The sequence below is a fragment of the Nocardioides sp. GCM10028917 genome (genome assembly GCF_042666175.1).
Lineage (GTDB): Bacteria > Actinomycetota > Actinomycetes > Propionibacteriales > Nocardioidaceae > Nocardioides.
Map to the genome: position 1 here is coordinate 114,822 of NZ_JBHTFL010000013.1, position 18,396 is coordinate 133,217.

The 18,396-nt window shown below is 69.7% G+C and carries 18 protein-coding genes; 13 read left to right on the top strand and 5 right to left on the bottom strand.

The features are described 5' to 3' along the window. Positions 1–5: 5 nt before the first annotated feature. The 5 genes from ACFQW6_RS20675 (at position 6) to ACFQW6_RS20695 (ending at position 7,245) form a co-directional block, all read left to right on the top strand. A complete protein-coding gene (locus ACFQW6_RS20675) occupies positions 6–995 on the top strand; it encodes an ABC transporter substrate-binding protein (RefSeq protein WP_378550041.1) in 990 nt (329 codons plus the stop codon). 121 nt (positions 996–1,116) lie between these two features. Next, positions 1,117–2,820 (top strand): BCCT family transporter, encoded by a 1,704-nt coding sequence (locus tag ACFQW6_RS20680; protein ID WP_378550044.1) that lies wholly within the window; start codon positions 1,117–1,119, stop codon positions 2,818–2,820. A 155-nt stretch (positions 2,821–2,975) separates the two neighbouring features. Then, positions 2,976–5,501: an FAD-dependent oxidoreductase gene (locus tag ACFQW6_RS20685; RefSeq protein WP_378550046.1), complete on the top strand. Its 2,526-nt coding sequence runs from the start codon at positions 2,976–2,978 to the stop codon at positions 5,499–5,501. Next, positions 5,498–6,268 (top strand): electron transfer flavoprotein subunit beta/FixA family protein, encoded by a 771-nt coding sequence (locus ACFQW6_RS20690; protein ID WP_378550049.1) that lies wholly within the window; start codon positions 5,498–5,500, stop codon positions 6,266–6,268. Before ACFQW6_RS20685 ends, ACFQW6_RS20690 begins: the two co-directional genes overlap by 4 nt. Further along, complete coding sequence (locus ACFQW6_RS20695; protein WP_378550052.1) at positions 6,265–7,245, top strand: electron transfer flavoprotein subunit alpha/FixB family protein; 981 nt, start codon at positions 6,265–6,267, stop codon at positions 7,243–7,245. Before ACFQW6_RS20690 ends, ACFQW6_RS20695 begins: the two co-directional genes overlap by 4 nt. A gap of 30 nt (positions 7,246–7,275) precedes the next feature. Here the strand turns inward: ACFQW6_RS20695 and ACFQW6_RS20700 are convergent, their stop codons facing one another. After that, positions 7,276–8,763 (bottom strand): glutamine synthetase beta-grasp domain-containing protein, encoded by a 1,488-nt coding sequence (locus ACFQW6_RS20700; protein WP_378550054.1) that lies wholly within the window; start codon positions 8,761–8,763, stop codon positions 7,276–7,278. Between the two features lie 103 nt (positions 8,764–8,866). Here ACFQW6_RS20700 and ACFQW6_RS20705 point away from each other — a divergent pair, with 103 nt between their 5' ends. Continuing rightward, the gene (locus ACFQW6_RS20705; RefSeq protein ID WP_378550057.1) at positions 8,867–9,157 is read left to right on the top strand and encodes a zf-TFIIB domain-containing protein; all 291 of its coding nucleotides are present in this window, start codon (positions 8,867–8,869) and stop codon (positions 9,155–9,157) included. Between the two features lie 76 nt (positions 9,158–9,233). On the opposite strand, the gene ACFQW6_RS20710 is transcribed toward ACFQW6_RS20705, so the two are convergent. The 4 genes from ACFQW6_RS20710 to ACFQW6_RS20725 form a co-directional block, all read right to left on the bottom strand. After that, entirely contained in the window at positions 9,234–9,512 is a 279-nt protein-coding gene (locus ACFQW6_RS20710; RefSeq protein ID WP_378550060.1) for a hypothetical protein, read from the bottom strand. Between the two features lie 117 nt (positions 9,513–9,629). Further along, complete coding sequence (locus ACFQW6_RS20715) at positions 9,630–9,947, bottom strand: AzlD domain-containing protein (RefSeq protein ID WP_378550063.1); 318 nt, start codon at positions 9,945–9,947, stop codon at positions 9,630–9,632. Continuing rightward, entirely contained in the window at positions 9,944–10,552 is a 609-nt protein-coding gene (locus ACFQW6_RS20720) for an AzlC family ABC transporter permease (RefSeq protein ID WP_378550066.1), read from the bottom strand. The genes ACFQW6_RS20715 and ACFQW6_RS20720 overlap by 4 nt, the downstream gene beginning before the upstream one ends. A gap of 203 nt (positions 10,553–10,755) precedes the next feature. Beyond that, entirely contained in the window at positions 10,756–11,307 is a 552-nt protein-coding gene (locus ACFQW6_RS20725) for a GYD domain-containing protein (protein WP_378550069.1), read from the bottom strand. 80 nt (positions 11,308–11,387) lie between these two features. On the opposite strand from ACFQW6_RS20725, the gene ACFQW6_RS20730 reads away from it, so the two are divergent. From ACFQW6_RS20730 to ACFQW6_RS20760, 7 genes are all read left to right on the top strand, one after another. After that, complete coding sequence (locus tag ACFQW6_RS20730) at positions 11,388–12,353, top strand: NAD(P)-dependent alcohol dehydrogenase (RefSeq protein ID WP_378550072.1); 966 nt, start codon at positions 11,388–11,390, stop codon at positions 12,351–12,353. A gap of 187 nt (positions 12,354–12,540) precedes the next feature. Next, entirely contained in the window at positions 12,541–13,497 is a 957-nt protein-coding gene (locus ACFQW6_RS20735; protein ID WP_378550075.1) for an ABC transporter ATP-binding protein, read from the top strand. A 7-nt stretch (positions 13,498–13,504) separates the two neighbouring features. Then, positions 13,505–14,290 (top strand): MlaE family ABC transporter permease, encoded by a 786-nt coding sequence (locus tag ACFQW6_RS20740; protein WP_378550078.1) that lies wholly within the window; start codon positions 13,505–13,507, stop codon positions 14,288–14,290. Positions 14,291–14,293: 3 nt separating this feature from the next. After that, positions 14,294–15,118 carry an MlaE family ABC transporter permease gene (locus ACFQW6_RS20745; RefSeq protein ID WP_378550081.1) on the top strand — a complete coding sequence of 275 codons (825 nt, stop codon included), beginning with the start codon at positions 14,294–14,296 and terminating at the stop codon, positions 15,116–15,118. A 22-nt stretch (positions 15,119–15,140) separates the two neighbouring features. After that, a complete protein-coding gene (locus ACFQW6_RS20750; RefSeq protein ID WP_378550084.1) occupies positions 15,141–16,400 on the top strand; it encodes an MCE family protein in 1,260 nt (419 codons plus the stop codon). Continuing rightward, entirely contained in the window at positions 16,397–17,434 is a 1,038-nt protein-coding gene (locus tag ACFQW6_RS20755; protein WP_378550087.1) for an MCE family protein, read from the top strand. The genes ACFQW6_RS20750 and ACFQW6_RS20755 overlap by 4 nt, the downstream gene beginning before the upstream one ends. Then, positions 17,431–18,393, top strand: a complete 963-nt coding sequence (locus ACFQW6_RS20760; RefSeq protein ID WP_378550089.1) for an MCE family protein — start codon at positions 17,431–17,433, stop codon at positions 18,391–18,393. The genes ACFQW6_RS20755 and ACFQW6_RS20760 overlap by 4 nt, the downstream gene beginning before the upstream one ends. Positions 18,394–18,396: the final 3 nt, after the last annotated feature.

Consider the following 18,396-nt stretch of genomic DNA (forward strand, 5'->3'; position numbering starts at 1 on the left):
GCATCATGAGGATTGCCAGAAGCCGGGGGGCGCGCCTGGGGGCCCTCGCCGCGGCCGCCACCTTGGCCGTCTCCGCCTGTGGAGGCGGATCCGTCGACGACGCCACCGAGGCCAACGAGTCGCAGGCCGCGGAGGGTGGCGGCGAGTGCGGGGACCTCCAGATGGCCGTCAACCCGTGGGTGGGCTACGAGGCCAGCGCGTACGTCGTGGGCACCGTCGCGCAGGACCAGCTGGGCTGCACCGTCGAGTACAAGGAGCTCAAGGAGGACGTCTCCTGGCAGGGCTTCGGCACCGGGGAGGTCGACGTCGTCATCGAGGACTGGGGCCACCCCGACCTGGAGAAGAAGTTCTTCGAGGGTGAGGGCGACGGCACCGCGATGGACATGGGCCCGCAGGGCAACGTGGGCATCATCGGCTGGTACGTCCCGCCGTGGCTCGCGGAGGAGCACCCCGACATCACCGACTGGGAGAACCTCAACGACTACGCGCAGGACTTCGCCACGTCGGAGTCCGACGGCAAGGGCCAGTTCCTCGGCGCCGACCCGTCGTACGTCCAGTTCGACGAGGCCATCGTGAGCAACCTCGACCTGGACTTCAAGGTCGTCTTCTCCGGCTCGGAGGCCGCGAGCATCGAGGCGTTCCGCAAGGCGGAGGAGAACAAGGAGTTCCTGATCGGCTACTTCTACGAGCCGCAGTACTTCATGGCCGAGGTGCCGCTCGTCAAGGTGGCGCTGCCGCCGTACGAGGAGGGCTGCCAGGACGACCCGCAGGACGTGGCCTGCGACTACCCGGAGACCGAGCTGAAGAAGATCGTCGGCACGGAGTGGGCGGCGTCCGACTCCACGGCCGTCGACCTGGTGCAGAACTTCACCTGGACCAACGAGGACCAGAACGTCGTGGCCGGCTACATCGCCTCGGACGGCATGTCCCCCGAGGACGCTGCCGCCAAGTGGATCGAGGACAACCAGGACAAGGTCGACGCCTGGCTCCCCTGAGGCTGCTGATCGATGTCCCGGCCGCGGGCGGCCCTTGACAGTCGCCCGGGGCCGGGACATCGTACGTTCGTTGCAAGTCACGCACTAGGTTGCGCAAGACGCAACCGGACGGGTAGGCAGCATGGCGCTCAAGGAACCTGTCGGTGAATCCCTGGTCCCTCCGCACAGGGAGGGCCGCGACCTGTCGCTCGACAAGGTGACCTTCGGCGTCGCGGCCGCGCTCGCCATCGCGTTCCTCGTCTGGGGGATCGTCGACTCGGAGGGGATGGGCACGACCACCAGTGAGCTGCTCGGGTGGCTGGAGACCACGTTCGGCTGGCTGTTCATCCTGGTGAGCGCGTCGTTCCTGCTCTTCTCCGGCTACCTCGCGGTGACCCGGTACGGCAACATCAGGCTCGGTCCGGACGACTCCGAGCCGGAGTTCTCGACGTTCTCGTGGGTCTCGATGATGTTCGCGACGGGCATGGGCATCGGCCTGATGTTCTGGGGAGTCGCCGAGCCGCTCACCTACCTCACCGCGACGGACCCCTCCAGCATCCCACCGGGCCGGGGCGACCCGTCGACCCCCGACAGCGCCCGGGTCGCGATGGAGTACGCGTTCTTCCACTGGGGATTCCACCCGTGGTCCATGTACGCCGTGATCGGCCTCGCGATCGGGTACTTCGCCTACCGCAAGGGCACCGGCAACCTGGTGTCGGGCGCGTTCGGTCCGCTCCTGGGGCGCCGCGTGACGGAGGGCCCCGGCAAGGCCATCGACGTCATCGCCATCTTCGCGACGCTGTTCGGCTCCGCCACCTCCCTCGGCCTGGGCGCCCTGCAGATCACCGGAGGCCTCGACGACGTGTTCTCCACCGGCGAGTCCAGGTGGCTGACGGTCACCGTGATCGCCGTCCTGACCACCTGCTTCGTGCTCTCCGCCGTGACCGGCATCGAGAAGGGTGTGCAGTTCCTCTCCAACGCCAACGCCATCGCGGCCCTGCTGCTGGTCTTCTTCCTCTTCGTCGTCGGCCCGACGGTCTTCATCCTCAGCACCTTCACCGAGTCCCTCGGCGGCTACCTCACGCACCTGCCGACCATGGCGTTCCGCACCGGGGCGTTCGGCGGCAGCGAGTTCCTCGACGCGTGGACGATCTTCTACTGGGCGTGGTGGATCTCCTGGACGCCCTTCGTCGGGATGTTCATCGCCCGGATCTCCAAGGGACGAACGATCCGGCAGTTCGTCGTCTACGTGATCCTGGCGCCGAGCCTGATCTCGTTCGTCTGGTTCTCGATCCTGGCCGGCTCGGCGTTCGACCTGCAGCTCTCCGGTGCGAAGGACCTGGGCGCGGTGCTCGCGGAGGAAGGCACCGAGGGTGCCTTGTTCGACACGCTGCGGGAGTACCCGCTGTCGAGCATCACGGTCGTGCTGGCGGTGTTCCTCGTCGCGATCTTCTTCATCACCGGGGCCGACTCGGCCTCGATCGTCATGGGCATGCTGAGCCAGCACGGCAAGGAGGAGCCGATGCGCTGGCTGGTGATCTTCTGGGGCGTCGCCCAGGGGGCGGTGGCGGGGGTGCTGCTGTTCTCCGGCGGGCTCGGTGCGCTGCAGACACTCGTGATCATCGTGGCCGGGCCGTTCATGCTGATCATCTGCGCGATGTGCGTGTCCCTGATGAAGGCCCTGCGCGAGGAGCCCTACGAGTCGACGCTCCCGTCGCGGGTACGCAAGGCCGTGCTGCACGCCCAGAAGTACGACTCGGTGGAGAACCACTCGGTGGCCCTGGCCGCGCTCGGCGCGGACCCTGAGGAGGTCACCGGCCCGCCCGAGGAGGACCTGAAGGCCTGAGGGCTCGCCGCCCGCCCCGGCCGCCGTCCGCTGCCGTCCCGAGCACCCCTTGACAGTGCTCCGGGGCGGCAGCGTACATTTCGAGCAATCGCGTATGACGCAACCCGTTGCGTGATGCGCAACTCGCCGACGTAGCAGCCTCCAGGAGATCCGCCATGGCAGACGTCCCCACGACCGCAGGTGTCGTCGTGATCGGTGCCGGCATCGTCGGCAACAGCCTCGTGCACCACCTCACCCGGCTCGGGTGGACCGACGTCGTGCAGATCGACAAGGGCGCACTGCCCAACCCCGGCGGGTCGACGGGTCACGCGTCCAACTTCATCTTCACCGTCGACCACTCGCGCGAGATCACCGACCTGACGCTCGACTCGGTCGCGCAGTACCAGGAGATGGGGGTCTTCACGCAGTCCGGCGGCTTCGAGATCGCTCGCACCGAGGAGCGCATGGAGGAGCTGCGGCGCCGCATGTCCAGCGCGAAGGCCTGGGGGATCGAGGCCGAGCTCGTCAGCCCGGCCTTCGTGAAGGAGAAGGTGCCCTTCATCGAGGAGGACCAGTTCATCGGCGCGTTCTGGACGCCCGGGGTGGGCGTGGTCGACTCGCTGCGCGCCGGCACCATCATGCGCGAGCGCGCCCTGGCCACGGGCGAGCTCACCGTCGTACCCACGGTGGAGGTCACCGGCCTCGACACCGAGGAGGGGCCCAACGGCCGGCGCCGGATCACCCGGGTGCGGACGTCCGGCGGCGACATCGAGACCAGCGTGGTGGTGATCGCGGCCGGTGTGTGGAGCCCCAAGCTCGGCGACATGGCCGGCGTCAGCATCCCGCTGACCCCAGCGGTGCACCAGATGATCAGCGTGGGACCCTGCCCGCAGCTGGCGGAGAAGGAGGGGGAGATCTCCTTCCCGATCGTCCGCGACATGGACACCTTCTGCTACGAGCGCCAGCACGGCGCCGACATGGAGGTCGGCTCCTACGCCCACCGCGCGATCCTCCACGAGCCGGAGGACATCCCCTCGATCGAGCAGGCCAAGCTCTCGCCGACGGAGATGCCGTTCACCGAGGACGACTTCGACCCGCAGCTCGAGCAGGCCTACGAGCTGATGCCCGAGCTGCTGGGCGCCGAGGGTGCGGAGATGCGCTACGCCATCAACGGCCTGCTCTCGCTGACCTGCGACGGCAACCCGATCCTGGGCGAGAGCGAGGTCGCCGGGCTCTGGACGGCTGCAGCGGTCTGGATCAAGGAGGGCCCGGGCGTCGGCCGCGCGGTGGCCGAGTGGATGACCGACGGCCACTCCGAGATCGACCTGCACCACAGCGACATCGCGCGCTTCCACGAGCACCAGAAGCGCCGCGAGCACACCCGGCTGCGCACCACGGAGTCCTTCATCAAGACCTACGGCATCGTGCACCCGGGCGAGCAGTACGAGTCCGACCGCGACCAGCGCCTCTCCCCGATGCACGACTCGCAGGAGAAGCTCGGCGCCGTCTTCTTCGAGACCGCCGGGTGGGAGCGCCCGTTCTGGTACGAGACCAACGCGTCCCTGCTCGAGGCGTACGGCGACGCGGTGATGCCGCGCGAGCACGAGTGGGACTCCCGCTGGTGGAGCCCGATCATCAACGCCGAGCACCTCCGCATGCGCGAGGCGGCCGCGGTGATCGACCTGTCGGCGTTCTGCATCTTCGACATCGTCGGTCCCGAGGCGCTCGACGTGGTGCAGAAGACCTGCGTCGCCCAGTGCGACGTCGCGGTCGGCAAGGTCGTCTACACGCCGGTCCTGGACGCGAAGGGTGGCTTCCGCTCCGACCTCACGGTGATGCGACTGGGCGACGAGCACTTCCGGGTCGTCACCGGCGGCGCGCACGGCATGGCCGACCGGGCCTGGTTCTCGGGGCACCTGCCCGAGACCGGTTCCACGACGCTCACCGACCTCACCGACGACGTGTCCACCATCGGCATCTGGGGACCGCGAGCACGCGACATCGTCTCCTCGCTGACGTCCGACGACGTCTCCGACGCCGGGTTCGGCTTCCTCACCTGCCGGGAGATCGAGCTCGCCGGCACCTCCGTCCTCGCCTCCCGCATCTCCTACGTCGGCGAGCTGGGCTGGGAGCTCTACGTCCCGATGGAGCACGCCGCCGGAGTCTGGGAGGCCCTCCTCGAGGCGGGCGCGCCGCACGGTGCGGTGCCCGCCGGCATCGGCGTCTACGGCACGACCGGCCGCATCGAGAAGGGCTACCGGGCCTACGGCGCCGAGCTCGACGGCGAGCGCACCATCATCGAGGCCGGCATGCAGCGGCCCAAGGTGAAGGCGGCCGACTTCGTCGGCAAGGAGGCCTACCTCGCGCAGCGGGAGGCGGCTCCCAGCACCGTGCTGTGCACCCTGACCGTCGACGACCACACGTCCGCCTCCGGCATGCGGCGCTACATGCTCGGCGGCGAGCCGATCCTGACGCGCGACGGCGGCACGCTCACCGACGGCCACGGGCACCACCCCTACGTCACCAGCGCCGGGTCGGCGCCGTCACTCGGCAAGCACGTGCTGCTCGCCTACCTGCCGCCCGACCAGGCCGTCATCGGCAACCAGCTCGCCGTGTCCTACATGGAGGAGCTCTACCCGGTCACCGTCGGCTCGGTCGACGCCACCCCGCTCCTCGACCCCTCCAACGAGCGAATTCGATGACCAGTCCTCTGGTCTGCGTCAAGCGCGTCGTCGACGCGACGAGCGAGGTCGTCCTCACCGAGGACGCCCAGGGCGTCGACGGGCGGTACGCCGGCTTCACGACGAGCGCCCACGAGGAGTGTGCGGTCGAGCTCGCCGTCCGCATCGCCGCCGACGGTGGCGCGGCGACCGTCATGACGCTCGGGGACGACGACGCCGTGGAGCAGCTCCGCGCCGCGCTCGCGGTGGGCTGCACCGCAGCCACTCACGTCGTGGCCGACCCGCAGGCGTTCGGACCGGCCGACGTCGCCCGCGAGATCGCCGCCGTCGTGCGCGACCACGAGGCGGCGGGCACGCCCCACGAGCTGGTGCTGCTCGGCAACGACGCGGCCGACTCCGGCGACTTCCAGGTCGGTATCCGCCTCGCCTACGAGCTGGGCTGGCCCGTCGTCAACGGCGTCAGCACGGTCACGGTCGCGGACGGCGAGGTCACGGCCACCGGGTCCGGGCCGGACGGCCACGAGACCTTCCGCCTCCCCCTGCCTGCGGTCGTCACCGTCCTCGAGGGCGGGGTGGAGCCCCGCTACCCGAGCGTGCCGGGCCGGATGAAGGCCAAGAAGGCGCCGATCGAGGAGCGTCGGCCCACGGCGGACCCGATCGGACCGTCCCGCGTCCGTCTGGTGCTGCCGCCTCCTTCCGCGTCGACCGTGCAGGTGCTGGGCGAGGGCCCGTCGAGCGCACCCGCGGTCGTCGACCTCTTCGAGCAGCTGGGGGTGCTCGCGCGATGATCGTCGTCCTGGTCGAGGTGACGCCGGCGGGGGAGGTCGTGGAGACCTCGCTCGAGGCGATGACCTTCGCGCGCGACCTCGCCGCCGCCGGAGGCGGTGTGCCGATGGACGCGGTCGTCGTCGGCCACACCGACGACGCGCTCGTCGGCACCCTGGCGTCGTACGGCGCACGCCGCGTGCACGCCCTCGCCGGTCCGGCGTACGAGTCGTTCTCCGGCGCCGCGTGGGCGGCCGGACTGATGGCGGTGCGCGAGCGTGCGGGGGCGGTCGTCGTCACCGCGGCCGGAACCTCGCGCGGCAACGAGGTCCTGGCCCACGTCGCCGCGCGGTCCGGGCTCCCGATGGCCGCCAACGTGGTGTCGTTCAGCAGCCTGTCGCCCTTCACGGTGACCCGCCAGGTCGTCGGCGGCGCCGCGCTCGAGGAGATGAGCCTGTCCCAGCGGCCGGCGATCTTCACGCTCGCCGGCCACGCGGTGGAGGCCACCCCGGCCGCGACCGCCGGTGCCGGTGAGCTGGTCGTGGAGACGCCCGACGTCGCCGAGGCCGACCTGCTGGCCCGGGTCGTCTCCACGGATGAGCCGGAGCCCGACCTCTCCGGCACCTTGAAGTCGGCCCGCGTCGTCGTCGGCGCCGGTCGCGGCGCCGGGTCGGCGGAGGGCTTCGAGGACCTCCTCGAGCTCGCCGAGCTGCTCGACGCCCCGCTGGGCGTCTCCCGGGTGGTGACCTCCCTGGGATGGCGGCCCCACCACGAGCAGGTGGGCCAGACGGGCAGTCGGATCTCGCCCGACCTCTACATCCCCTGCGGCATCAGCGGTGCGATCCAGCACTGGGCCGGGTGCAGCAGCGCCAAGACGATCCTCGCCATCAACACCGACCCGGACGCCCCGATGGTCACCAAGGCCACCCATGCCGTCATCGGCGACCTCCACGAGATCATCCCGGCGGTCAACGCCGAGATCCGCCGCCGCCGCGGCTGACGCGGCCCAGCCGTGGGTCGAGCGTCGCGCTCAGCCCACGTGCCAGTGCTTTCGGACGAGCTCGTCGCGCGCGGCGTCGTCCTTGGCGACCGTCGTGAGGAGCTTCGCGTCGTCATGCTCGCGCAGCTGCGAGAGGATCCCGTCGATCAGCAGGCTGGGGAACACGCCGTCGGCCTCGAACACGTCACGGTCGGCCTCGAGCAGGTCGGCCGACTCGGCGCAGGAGGTCGGAAGCTGGTCGAAGTCGTCGTGGTCGGCCGTGTTCAGCCGCTCGGCCACGTCGAGAGCGTCCGGGTCGGTCAGCCCCCGGCGTGCCGCGACCGCCATCCCGGCCAGGAGCAGGTGTACGTCGGCGGAGCCGTCACCGAGCCGGAGCTCGATCGTCTGCGGGTCTGTTGCCGGCTCGATGATCGACTCTGCGGCACGGGGACTGCCGGGGTTGGCGTGGGCGACCATGGCGGGCAGCACGTTCCCACGCCAGGCAAGGGGCACCCGGACGAGCCCGCTGCGGTCGCGCTCGCCCCAGCAGATCCCTTCGGGTGACTCGTCGCCGTCGGTGAACCGCAAGTACGACGTCGGGACGGTGTTCGCGAAGGCCGTCAGCGCCTTGGCCGCCGAGAGGTATCCGGCGATCAGTCGACGTCCGGTGTCGTTGAGGCCGTCCTTGCGGACGATGACGCTGGCGCCGTTGCGCACCAGACGGCTGTGGATGTGCAGGCCGTTGCCCGCCCCTGCACCGCTCACCGAAGGGGCGAAGGTGGCCTCGAGGCCGTGCGCGTAGGCGACCTCGCGCACCACCCACTTGGCCAGGACGAGGTTGTCGGCGGCCTGCTCGATCGGCGCGGGCTGGAACTCGATCTCGTGCTGCACGAGCTGTCGGTCGACCTCGAGGATGTTGCCGACCTCGCCATGGACGTACTTCACGGCAACGCCCATCGCAGTGAGGTGCCCGAGCACCTGCTCGCGGACCTGCTGGCCCTTCGAGAAGGGCGCCGACTCCTGGTAGCCGCGCTCCTCCTCGACGGGATAGATCCGCTCGGGCTCGTCGACGAGGTAGTACTCCAGCTCGCCGAGGGCCTCGAGGGTCAGCCCCGTCTCCTCGGTCAGCGCGACGGCTGCACGTCGAACGATCTGCTCACGCGCGTAGGACAGCGGTTCGCCGTCCTTGTCGTAGAACGAGCACAGGACGTCGAGAGAGGGCCGATCGCCGAAGGGGTTGAGAAAGGCGGTCCGGTGGCGCGGCACGATGTAGACGTCGCTGGCGTCGGTGTCGGTCGAGGCGAAGACGCTGGAGCCGTCGACCCGCTCGCCGCGCGTCAGCACCTCGAGCAGGTGGTCGCGCGAGTTGATCGGGAAGGCCAGCGTCTTGAGCCTGCCGTCGCCCCCGACGTAGCGCAGGTTCACCTGCCGGAGCTCCAGCTGCTCGACGGCGCGGACGAGGTCGCTGCCGGTGAAGTCGGCGGCCGGGATGCCGAGCAGGCGGACGAGCGGGTGCGGTTCGAGAGCATCGATGGCCATGCCTCGTTCTACCAGCACCCACGCCGCTCTCGGGCGGCGCAGGTGGGCACGCGCAGCGCCGACCTAGGCTGGGTGGAGTTGCCCGTGCCAAGGAGGATCCCCAATGAAGTGCCCCACCGATTCAGCGACCCTCGTCATGAGCGAGCGCGCCGGCGTGGAGATCGACTACTGCCCGGAGTGCCGTGGCGTGTGGCTCGACCGCGGTGAGCTCGACAAGATCCTCGAACGCGCGGAGGCTGAGGTGTCGCGTTCTGCCGCTCGCCCTCCCGGGCCCACCCATGACGAGCAGAGCCGCACCCGACCCGCGTACGACGACCGGGACCGCCGCTCGGAGGGGTCGAGCGGATACCGAGGCAAGAAGAAGGAGCACTGGCTGGGAGAGTTGTTCGGCTGAACAGCCCCACGTCTCCCGCTGCCCGGCCGTTCGACGGGGGAGCGCCGTCGAGGCCGTGCGGCTCGGTCGTGGTCGCTCAGGCGGAGCGCAGTGCAGCGACGCTCTTCACGAGACGGCGCAGCGGCGTGTCGCGCTGCACGCTGAGGCGGCCACCATCCTGCGTCAGACCGAAGTGGGGCAGCAGGTCCTGGCGCCCCTCTCGCTCGGCCATCAGCACGATCGCGTCCCGGTCGTAGGAGTCAGCGAGCTCGGCAGCGAGGGCGAGGTCATCGGCCGCGACAGCATCGTTGATGGACTCGACGTAGTTGGCGTAGAGGGCGTTGAGCTCGTCGGTCAGGCGGGTCTGGTTCGTCATGGACTACCCCTTGGAATCGCGAGTGGCCTGGCTGTGACCTCCAGTCTGGGGGCGGGTATTGGATCGATCAAATGGAGCGCGACCGATGGGGACGTGAGACGACGCGGATGGGGGGTCTCAGATCGCCCGCAGCCCGGCAGTGACGAGGACTGCCACGACGACGCACAGCACCAGTGAGCAACGTCGCCAGAGCATCAACGCGGCTACTGCAACGCCGACGGTGTGGGCACCCACCGACCATGAGCGTCCGCTGGCGAACACCGAGGTCACGACCAGCGCGCTCAGGAGCGTGGGCGCCATCAGCACGACCACGCGGGAGAACCATGGCGGCAGCTCCCGGCCGCCGAGGAGTACCGGACCCAGCGACTTGATCAGCGCCGTGAGTGCGGCAAGGCCGAAGATGAGCATCCAGACCTGGGTGTAGGTCAGCGTCATCTCTCCCTCCGCACCAGACCGATGAGCGTCACGGCGCTCGCAGCCAGGATCGGGACGCCCGGAGGACTGATCGGCACCAGAGCGAGCGCGAGGAGGCCGCCGCCGACCGCCACCCAGCGGGAGGACGTGTCCCGGAGCTCCGCGATCAGGAGCGACAGGAAGAACACGGGGTAGATCGCGTCGAGGCCCAGCCGGTGCGTGTCACCGAGAGCGTTTCCGAAGATCGCGCCGACGACCGAGCCGAGCGTCCAGGTGAGGTACTGCGGGAGCGTCGTGCCGAACAGGAGCCACCGGTCGAAGGTGCCGTCGCCACGATTGGCGAGCGCCCACGACGAGTCGACGACGGCCTGCCCCTGCGCAGCCCGCTTCATCGGGCCGCCTGGCAACGACGGCGCCAGCGCGATGCCCATGGCCAAGAAGCGCGCATTCATCAGGCTTCCTGCGGTCAAGGCCGCCGGGATGCCGCCTCCGACGGTGATCACGGACAGCGCGGCGAACTGCGCCGAGCCGGCGAAGACGATCATCGCGGTGACGCTGGCCTGTACGACGCTGAACCCTGCCTGTCGAGCCAGCACACCGAAGGAGACGCTCAGGAGAAAGCCCACCACCCCGAAGGGGACGCCCAGCTTCAGGCCACGACGAAACGCTTCCCGCGCTCCTTCGTCTCCCGCCGCCGCCACCGGCGCAGGTTAACAACGCACGTAGGCCCCACCAGAGGGGGACGCTCTCTGGCCTCGGCTCGAGACAGCCAGGTCAGTCGTAGCGTTGCGGCGGTGTCGTGAACTCGCTCGCGCACCCCGCCCGGAAGTCAGCTCCCCGGCGGCGCGTAGTCGATCGTCATGTTCGCTGCCTCGTCGATCTGCGCCGGCGTCAACAGGATGACCGTCTCGTACCTGCTCACTGCACCGGTCTGCGCGACCGTGCCCGCGATGGCTGCCATCGCCTCATGGCTCGGCGCATCGACGACGGCGAACAGGTCATCGGAGCCGAACGAGAAGTAGACGCTCTCGACGGTGCCGCCCACGCCGGCGGCCAGCTTCTCGATGGCCTCCGCTCGAGCGGAGCCACCCTTCGCCATGACGCCCTTGATGCCGTCGGGCGAGTAGGAAGCTCTGATCATGTACTTGGCCATGGCGTGCTCTCTCTGTGGATGGCGGGCGAAGATGAACACCCGAGAGGGTGTCTCCTCCGAGCCGTCGAGAGCCAAGTCCTTGACGACGGTCGCACGGACCGGGAGCCGCTCTTGACCGTACGCTTCCGTCGGCGGATACGACGAGGTGGACCAGACCTGAACGTGTCCCACCGCATCCGCGCGCGTCGTCCACAACCACGCCGAGGCGCGAAGCCGGTCCCGCGCCATTCCGAGGCTACGGGGAGCGGCCGCCCCAGTCCCGTAGCATCGGTGCGTGCGAGCGGCGTCGGTCGCCGATAGGGGTGCCGTTGCGAGCTGTCATCCAGGACCGGTACGGCCATCCGGACGTCCTCCGGTTGGGCGAGATCCCGGAGCCCGTCCCCGCCGACGACGAGGTTCTGCTGCGGGTGCGTGCGGTCTCCTTGAACGGCTCGGACCGTGAGAACTTGATGGGAAGTCCGGCGTACGCGCGGTGGTCCAACGGGCTGCGCCGTCCGCGGCACCCGGTGCCGGGATCCGACGTCGCGGGCGTCGTCGCCGCGGTCGGCAGTGCGGTCACGGAGTACGCCGTGGGAGACGAGCTGTTCGGCGAGCTGGCCGGATACCGCGGCGGGCTTGCCGACTTCGTCTGCACGCGACCCACGCTGTTGGCCCGCAAGCCCGGCGGGCTGTCGTTCGCGGAGGCCTCGACGATCCCGCAGGCGGGCGGTATCGCGCGCAGGGCGACCGCCGACGTCCGCCCGGGAGATCGGGTCCTGGTCAACGGCGCGGGCGGCGCCGGCGGTGTGTTCGTCGTCGCCTTGGCCAAGCATGCCGGGGCCGAGGTGACGGCGGTCGACAGTGCCGACAAGCGCGACTTCCTGCACGAGATCGGGGCCGACCGCACGATCGACTTCGCCACTGAGGACTGGGCCGACGAGCGCGACAGCTTCGACCTGATCGTGGACCTCGTGGCCGATCGCTCGCCGTTCCGCGTGCACCGCGCTCTGCGGCGCGGCGGGAGGTACGCGATGGTGGGCGGCCTGGCCAGGATCCTGATGGTCACCGCGGTCGCCGGCCCGCTGGTGGGAAGCGCGACCGGGAAGAGAGTCGGCGTGCTGGTCGTCCCTCAGTCGCGAGCCGAGCTCGAGGCGGTGACCGCCCTCGTCGCCCAGGGCGACGTCACGCCGCGGATCGACCACACGTACCGACTCCGCGATGCGTCCGCAGCATTCGCTCGACTCGTCGCCGGCGAGAGCCGAGGCAAGCTCGTGCTCGAGGTGTCCGAGGGCTGACAGCCGGGTTGCGCGACCGCCCCGCCCAACGGCCCACGGCTGTCGCCACAGGCACTGCCCTCCTCGCGGCGCTGTGGGGAACATCCACCGCCGTAACCTCCCGCGCCCTGCCGCGTTGTGCACGCCGTAAGCAGCGCGGGACGGGAGCCGCGCTCGAGCCAGGAGCCAGCCGGCAGGGAGGATGCACATGGGTGTCGAGATCCAGGTCAACGACCTCACCAAGTCCTTCGGCAAGCAGCTGATCTGGGGCGACGTCACGCTCACCGTGCCGGCGGGGGAGATCTGCGTCATGCTCGGCCCCTCGGGCACCGGCAAGTCGGTCTTCCTCAAGACGCTGATCGGCCTGCTCAAGCCCGACAAGGGCTCGATCATCATCGAGGGCACCGACATCGCGAGCTGCTCCGAGCGCGACCTCTACGAGATCCGCAAGCTCTTCGGCGTGCTGTTCCAGGACGGCGCGATGTTCGGCTCGATGAACCTCTACGACAACGTCGCCTTCCCGCTGCGCGAGCACACGCGGAAGTCGGAGTCGGAGGTGCGCGACATCGTCATGGAGAAGATGGACCTCGTCGGCCTCCTCGGCGCCGAGGACAAGCTGCCCGGCGAGATCTCCGGCGGCATGCGCAAGCGTGCCGGGCTGGCCCGCGCCCTCGTCCTCGACCCGGAGATCGTGCTGTTCGACGAGCCGGACTCCGGCCTCGACCCGGTGCGCACGGCCTTCCTCAACCAGCTCATCGTCGACCTCAACGCGCAGATCGACGCCACCTTCCTGATCGTCACCCATGACATCAACACCGCGCGCACCGTGCCCGACAACATCGGCCTGCTCTACCACCGGCACCTGGCGATGTTCGGCCCGCGCGAGCAGCTGCTCAGCTCCGAGGAGCCGGTCGTGCGCCAGTTCCTCAACGCCCAGCGGGTGGGTCCGATCGGCATGTCGGAGGAGAAGGACGCCGACGAGCTCGCCGCCGAGGCCGGGCAGGAGCTGCCGCCCCTGCCGCCGATCCCGCTCCAGCTCGACCCGTCCAACGGCATCCCGCGCCGCAGCCAGCGCCCGGCAGGGGAGTGGTGCCGCGAGAACGGCGTGACCCCGCCTCCGGGATCCTTCGAGTCCAGCAACGCCGGCCTGGCGCCGGGGGCCTGAGGCCGTCATGTCCACGTCGACGTCCTCGCGCGCCCTCGCACCGATCGGTGCGGCGGGCAACCTGTTCGCCTTCGCCCTCGACGTCGGTCGCGGGCTCTTCCGGCGCCCCTTCCAGCTGCGCGAGTTCATCCAGCAGGCGTGGTTCATCGCCTCGGTCACCATCGTCCCGACCGCCCTCGTCGCGATCCCCTTCGGCGCGGTCATCGCGCTCCAGGTCGGTGGCCTGATCAAGCAGTTCGGCGCGCAGTCGTTCACCGGCTCGGCGTCGGTGCTCGCGGTCATCCAGCAGGCGGCCCCGATCGGCACCGCGCTGCTGATCGCCGGGGCCGGCGGCTCGGCGATCGCGGCCGACCTCGGCGCCCGCAAGATCCGCGAGGAGCTCGACGCGATGATGGTGCTGGGCATCGACCCGATCCAGCGCCTGGTCGTGCCTCGCGTGCTCGCGTGCATGCTTGTGGCGTTCTTCCTCAACGGCATGGTGAGCGTCGTCGGGGTGAGCGGCGGCTACGTCTTCAACGTCATCCTCCAGGACGGCACCCCCGGCGCGTACCTCGCCAGCTTCACCGCGCTCGCCCAGCTGCCGGACCTCTGGATCGGGCTGATCAAGGCGCTCGTCTTCGGCCTGATCGCTGCGGTCGTGGCGTCCTACAAGGGGATGAACGCCAAGGGCGGACCGAAGGGCGTCGGCGACGCCGTCAACGAGTCCGTGGTGATCACGTTCCTGCTGCTCTTCGTGGCGAACTTCGTCCTCAGCATGATCTACCTGCAGGTCGTGCCCCCGAAGGGCGGATGAGCGATGGCCCGACGAGACGTCCACACCAAGCCCCTCGCCTCCCTCGACGACCTGGGCGGCCAGCTGGCCTTCCACCTCGCGGTGCTGAAGGCCGTGCCGCGATCAATCACCCGCTACCCGCGCGAGATCATGCGGATCCTCGCCGAGGTCACCCTCGGCTCGGGTGCGCTCGCCGTCATCGGCGGCACCGTCGGCGTCATCATCGGCATGACCTTCTTCACCGGCGCGCAGGTCGGGCTGTCGGGCTACGCGGCGCTCAACCAGCTCGGCACCGCTGCCTTCTCGGGCTTCGTCTCCGCCTACTTCAACACCCGGGAGATCGCCCCGCTCGTCGCCGGGATCGCACTCGCCGCGACGGTCGGTTGCGGCTTCACCGCCCAGCTGGGCGCCATGCGGATCTCGGAGGAGGTCGACGCCCTCGAGGTGATGGCGATCCCGTCGATGCCGTTCCTCGTCGCTACCCGCGTCGTGGGCGGGCTGATCGCGATCATCCCGCTCTACGTCGTGGGCCTGCTGTCGTCCTACTTCGCGAGCCGGCTGGTGGTGACCCAGTTCTACGGCCAGTCCGCGGGCACCTACGACCACTATTTCAACGCGTTCCTGCCGCCCGGCGACGTGCTGTGGTCCTTCGGCAAGGTGCTGGTCTTCGCGGTCACCGTCATCCTCATCCACTGCTACCACGGCTACACCGCCTCCGGCGGGCCCGCCGGCGTGGGCGTCGCGGTGGGGCGCGCCGTCCGGACCAGCATCGTCGCCATCAACGTGCTCGACCTGCTGCTGTCCATGGCCATCTGGGGCGCCTCGACCACCGTGCGGCTGGCGGGGTGAGCGGGCGTTGAAGACGAAGTCCTTGGGCGTCCTGTTCCTGGTGCTCATGCTTGGCGCGGTGTGGGCGACGTACGGCGTGTTCACCAACACGTTCACCGACTACGACGAGGTGACGGTCAAGGCGTCGAGGATCGGGCTCCAGCTGCCGCAGCGCGCCGACGTCAAGATCAAGGGCGTGATCGTGGGCGAGGTGCTCGACTACGAGCCCACTGCCGAGGGTGCCGACATCACGCTCGGCCTCTACCAGGACCGCACCACCGACGTCCCCCGCGACGTCACCGCCTCGATCCTGCCCAAGACGCTCTTCGGAGAGAAGTTCGTCTCCCTGGTCGTCCCTGACGGCGGGTCGTCCGCCGAGCCGATCGCCGACGGTGACGTCATCCAGCGCACCGACCTCTCCATCGAGGTCGAGCAGGTGCTCAGCGACCTCTACCCCCTGCTGCGCGCGGTGCAGCCGGCCGACCTCAACACCACGCTCAACGCGGTCGCGACCGCCCTCGAGGGGCGGGGCGAGCAGCTCGGCGAGACGCTCGAGACGCTCGACGACTACCTGACCCGCTTCAACCCCGAGCTGCCCGCCCTCATCGAGGACCTGCGGCTCACGGCGCGGGTCTCCGACACGTACGCCGACGTGCTGCCGGAGGTCGCCACGATCCTCCGCAACACGATCACGACCACGACCACGCTCGAGGACCGCGAGGACCGGCTCAAGGCACTGTTCAACGACGTGTCGAAGCTGGCCACCGTCACCGAGCGCTTCACCCGCGCCAACGGCGACAACCTGGTCCGGCTCGCCGACCTCGGCGCGGCCCAGCTCGAGGTGTTCGCGCGCTACGCCCCCGGCTACCCCTGCCTGCTCGGCGGCATCGTCGGCGCGGGCAGGCTCCAGGCCGAGGCGTTCCGCGGCTTCACCCTGCACATCGTGCTGGAGACGCTGCCCAACCAGCCGCGCGGCTACGGCCCGCAGGACGCCCCGGTCTACGGCGACAAGCGCGGCTACCACTGCGGCACGCTTCCCTCCCCGCCGTGGTCCCAGAGCAACCCGCTGACCTCCCAGCCCGACTTCGTCGACGGTGTCGACGAGCCCACCGGCAAGGGCACCAGCCGCGTCGGCCCCGGCTGGTCCGGCACCGCCGCCGGCTTCGTGGGTGGGCGCGACGAGTCGGCGCTGCTCAAGTCGCTGCTCGCCCCCGGTCTGGGCGTCAGCACCGACGACGTACCCGACCTCGGCGTCCTCCTGGTCGGTCCGATGGCGCGCGGGGCGGAGGTGTCGCTGCGATGAGCCGGATCCTCGACGCCAGGACCTCGATCGACCTGGTCAAGCTGCTCGTCTTCGTCGTCGTCACCTCTCTCGCGACCGCGGTCCTGGTGGTCACCATCGGCAACCTCGACTTCGGCTCGTCGCGGGAGTACAAGGCGGTGTTCACCGACGCCACCGGCGTCAACAAGGGCGACGACATCCGCGTCGCCGGAGTCCGGGTCGGCACGGTCAGCGAGGTGGAGATCGTGGATCGCACCCGCGCGCTGATCACCTTCTCGGTCGACCGCGACACCTCGGTCAACGGCGGCACCAACGCAGCCATCCGCTACCGCAACCTCGTCGGGCAGCGCTACGTCTCGCTCACGCAGGAGGTGGGCGACACCCGGCGGCTGCCGGCCGGCTCGACGATCCCGGTGTCGCGGACCACGCCCGCGCTGGACCTCACCGTGCTCTTCAACGGTTTCAAGCCGCTCTTCGAGGCGCTCTCGCCCGACGACGTCAACCAGCTGTCCTACGAGCTGGTCCAGGTGTTCCAGGGCGAGGGCGGGACGCTGGAGGGCATGCTCGCGCACACGGCGTCGGTCACGTCGACGCTCGCCGACCGCGACCAGGTCATCGGCGACCTCATCGACAACCTGTCGCTGGTGCTCGACCACGTCGCCGACCGCGACAAGCAGCTCACCCGGCTGATCCAGTCGTTCCGCACGCTCGTCGGCGGGCTGAAGAAGGACCGCAACGCGATCCTCGGCTCGCTGGAGGAGGTCTCCACGCTGTCGGTCGAGACCGCCTCCCTCATCGACGGCATCCGCGAGCCCTTCGTGAAGGACATCAAGGAGCTGCGCGCGGTGGCCGGCAACATCGACAAGAACAAGGCCGAGCTCGACCGTGCCATCCAGGTGCTGCCGATCAAGCTCAACAAGATCGGACGCACCGCGATCTACGGCTCGTTCTTCAACTTCTACCTCTGCGAGTTCCAGGGGCGCGTCAACCTGCCCCGCGACGTCTCGATCCCGGTGAAGTACAACACCGGCTCCGACAGGTGTGATCTCGGATGAGACCGTTCAGGGAGCGCAACCCCGTCGTCGTCGGGGCCATCAGCCTCGTCGTCCTCGCCGTGACGTTGGTCGCCGCGCTGCGTGCCGACGACCTGCCGATCATCGGCGGCGGCGACACCTACCACGCGATGTTCACCGAGGCGGGCGGGCTCAAGGTCAACGACGAGGTCCGCATCGCCGGCGTACGCGTGGGCAAGGTCGACGAGATCGAGCTCGCGGGCGACGAGGTGCGGGTCAGCTTCAAGGTCGACGACGCCGCCGACTTCGGCAGCGACACCCGCGCCGCGATCAAGGTGAAGACGATCCTCGGGTCGATGTTCCTGGCGCTCGAGCCCGCGGGCGGCGGCCGGCTCCACGAGGGGGCCACCATCCCCGCGGCGCGCACCTCCTCGCCGTTCGACGTGGTCGAGGCCTTCGAGGGCCTCGCCTCGACCTCCGAGCAGATCGACACCGACCAGCTCGCGGAGTCGCTCACCACGCTGGCCGACCTCACCCGCAACACCCCGGAGGAGTTCCGGGGCGCGCTCGACGGCCTGAGCCGGCTCTCGTCCAACATCGCCGCCAAGGACGAGCAGCTCAACACCCTGCTGGTCAACCTCGAGCGCGTCTCGACCGTCCTCGACGAGCGCGACCAGGACATCGTCAAGCTGATGGAGGACAGCGACGTGCTGTTCCGCGCCCTCGTGGCCCGTCGCGAGGCCGTGCACGACCTGCTGGTGTCCAGCACGACGCTCTCCCAGGAGCTCACCCGGCTCATCGACCAGTCGCGCGAGGACCTGAAGCCGGCGCTCGCCCACCTCGAGAACGTCGTCGCGGTCCTCAACAAGAACGAGGACAACCTCGACAGCAGCCTGCGGCTGATGGCGCCGTTCTACCGAGTCTTCGCCAACACGCTCGGCACCGGTCCGTGGTTCGACACCTGGATCTCCAACTTCCCGCCCGTCCCGCAGGTGGGCTGACCC

What these genes read in the sequence shown, in the direction of transcription:
- ACFQW6_RS20675 (WP_378550041.1), top strand. Translation starts at nt 6, where the DNA reads ATGAGGATTGCCAGAAGCCGGGGGGCGCGCCTGGGGGCCCTCGCCGCG.
- ACFQW6_RS20725 (WP_378550069.1), bottom strand. Translation starts at nt 11,307, where the DNA reads ATGGCGCGGGACCGGCTTCGCGCCTCGGCGTGGTTGTGGACGACGCGC.
- ACFQW6_RS20685 (WP_378550046.1), top strand. Translation starts at nt 2,976, where the DNA reads ATGGCAGACGTCCCCACGACCGCAGGTGTCGTCGTGATCGGTGCCGGC.
- ACFQW6_RS20680 (WP_378550044.1), top strand. Translation starts at nt 1,117, where the DNA reads ATGGCGCTCAAGGAACCTGTCGGTGAATCCCTGGTCCCTCCGCACAGG.
- ACFQW6_RS20745 (WP_378550081.1), top strand. Translation starts at nt 14,294, where the DNA reads ATGGCCCGACGAGACGTCCACACCAAGCCCCTCGCCTCCCTCGACGAC.
- ACFQW6_RS20715 (WP_378550063.1), bottom strand. Translation starts at nt 9,947, where the DNA reads ATGACGCTGACCTACACCCAGGTCTGGATGCTCATCTTCGGCCTTGCC.
- ACFQW6_RS20735 (WP_378550075.1), top strand. Translation starts at nt 12,541, where the DNA reads ATGGGTGTCGAGATCCAGGTCAACGACCTCACCAAGTCCTTCGGCAAG.
- ACFQW6_RS20705 (WP_378550057.1), top strand. Translation starts at nt 8,867, where the DNA reads ATGAAGTGCCCCACCGATTCAGCGACCCTCGTCATGAGCGAGCGCGCC.
- ACFQW6_RS20710 (WP_378550060.1), bottom strand. Translation starts at nt 9,512, where the DNA reads ATGACGAACCAGACCCGCCTGACCGACGAGCTCAACGCCCTCTACGCC.
- ACFQW6_RS20700 (WP_378550054.1), bottom strand. Translation starts at nt 8,763, where the DNA reads ATGGCCATCGATGCTCTCGAACCGCACCCGCTCGTCCGCCTGCTCGGC.
- ACFQW6_RS20740 (WP_378550078.1), top strand. Translation starts at nt 13,505, where the DNA reads ATGTCCACGTCGACGTCCTCGCGCGCCCTCGCACCGATCGGTGCGGCG.
- ACFQW6_RS20690 (WP_378550049.1), top strand. Translation starts at nt 5,498, where the DNA reads ATGACCAGTCCTCTGGTCTGCGTCAAGCGCGTCGTCGACGCGACGAGC.
- ACFQW6_RS20695 (WP_378550052.1), top strand. Translation starts at nt 6,265, where the DNA reads ATGATCGTCGTCCTGGTCGAGGTGACGCCGGCGGGGGAGGTCGTGGAG.
- ACFQW6_RS20755 (WP_378550087.1), top strand. Translation starts at nt 16,397, where the DNA reads ATGAGCCGGATCCTCGACGCCAGGACCTCGATCGACCTGGTCAAGCTG.
- ACFQW6_RS20760 (WP_378550089.1), top strand. Translation starts at nt 17,431, where the DNA reads ATGAGACCGTTCAGGGAGCGCAACCCCGTCGTCGTCGGGGCCATCAGC.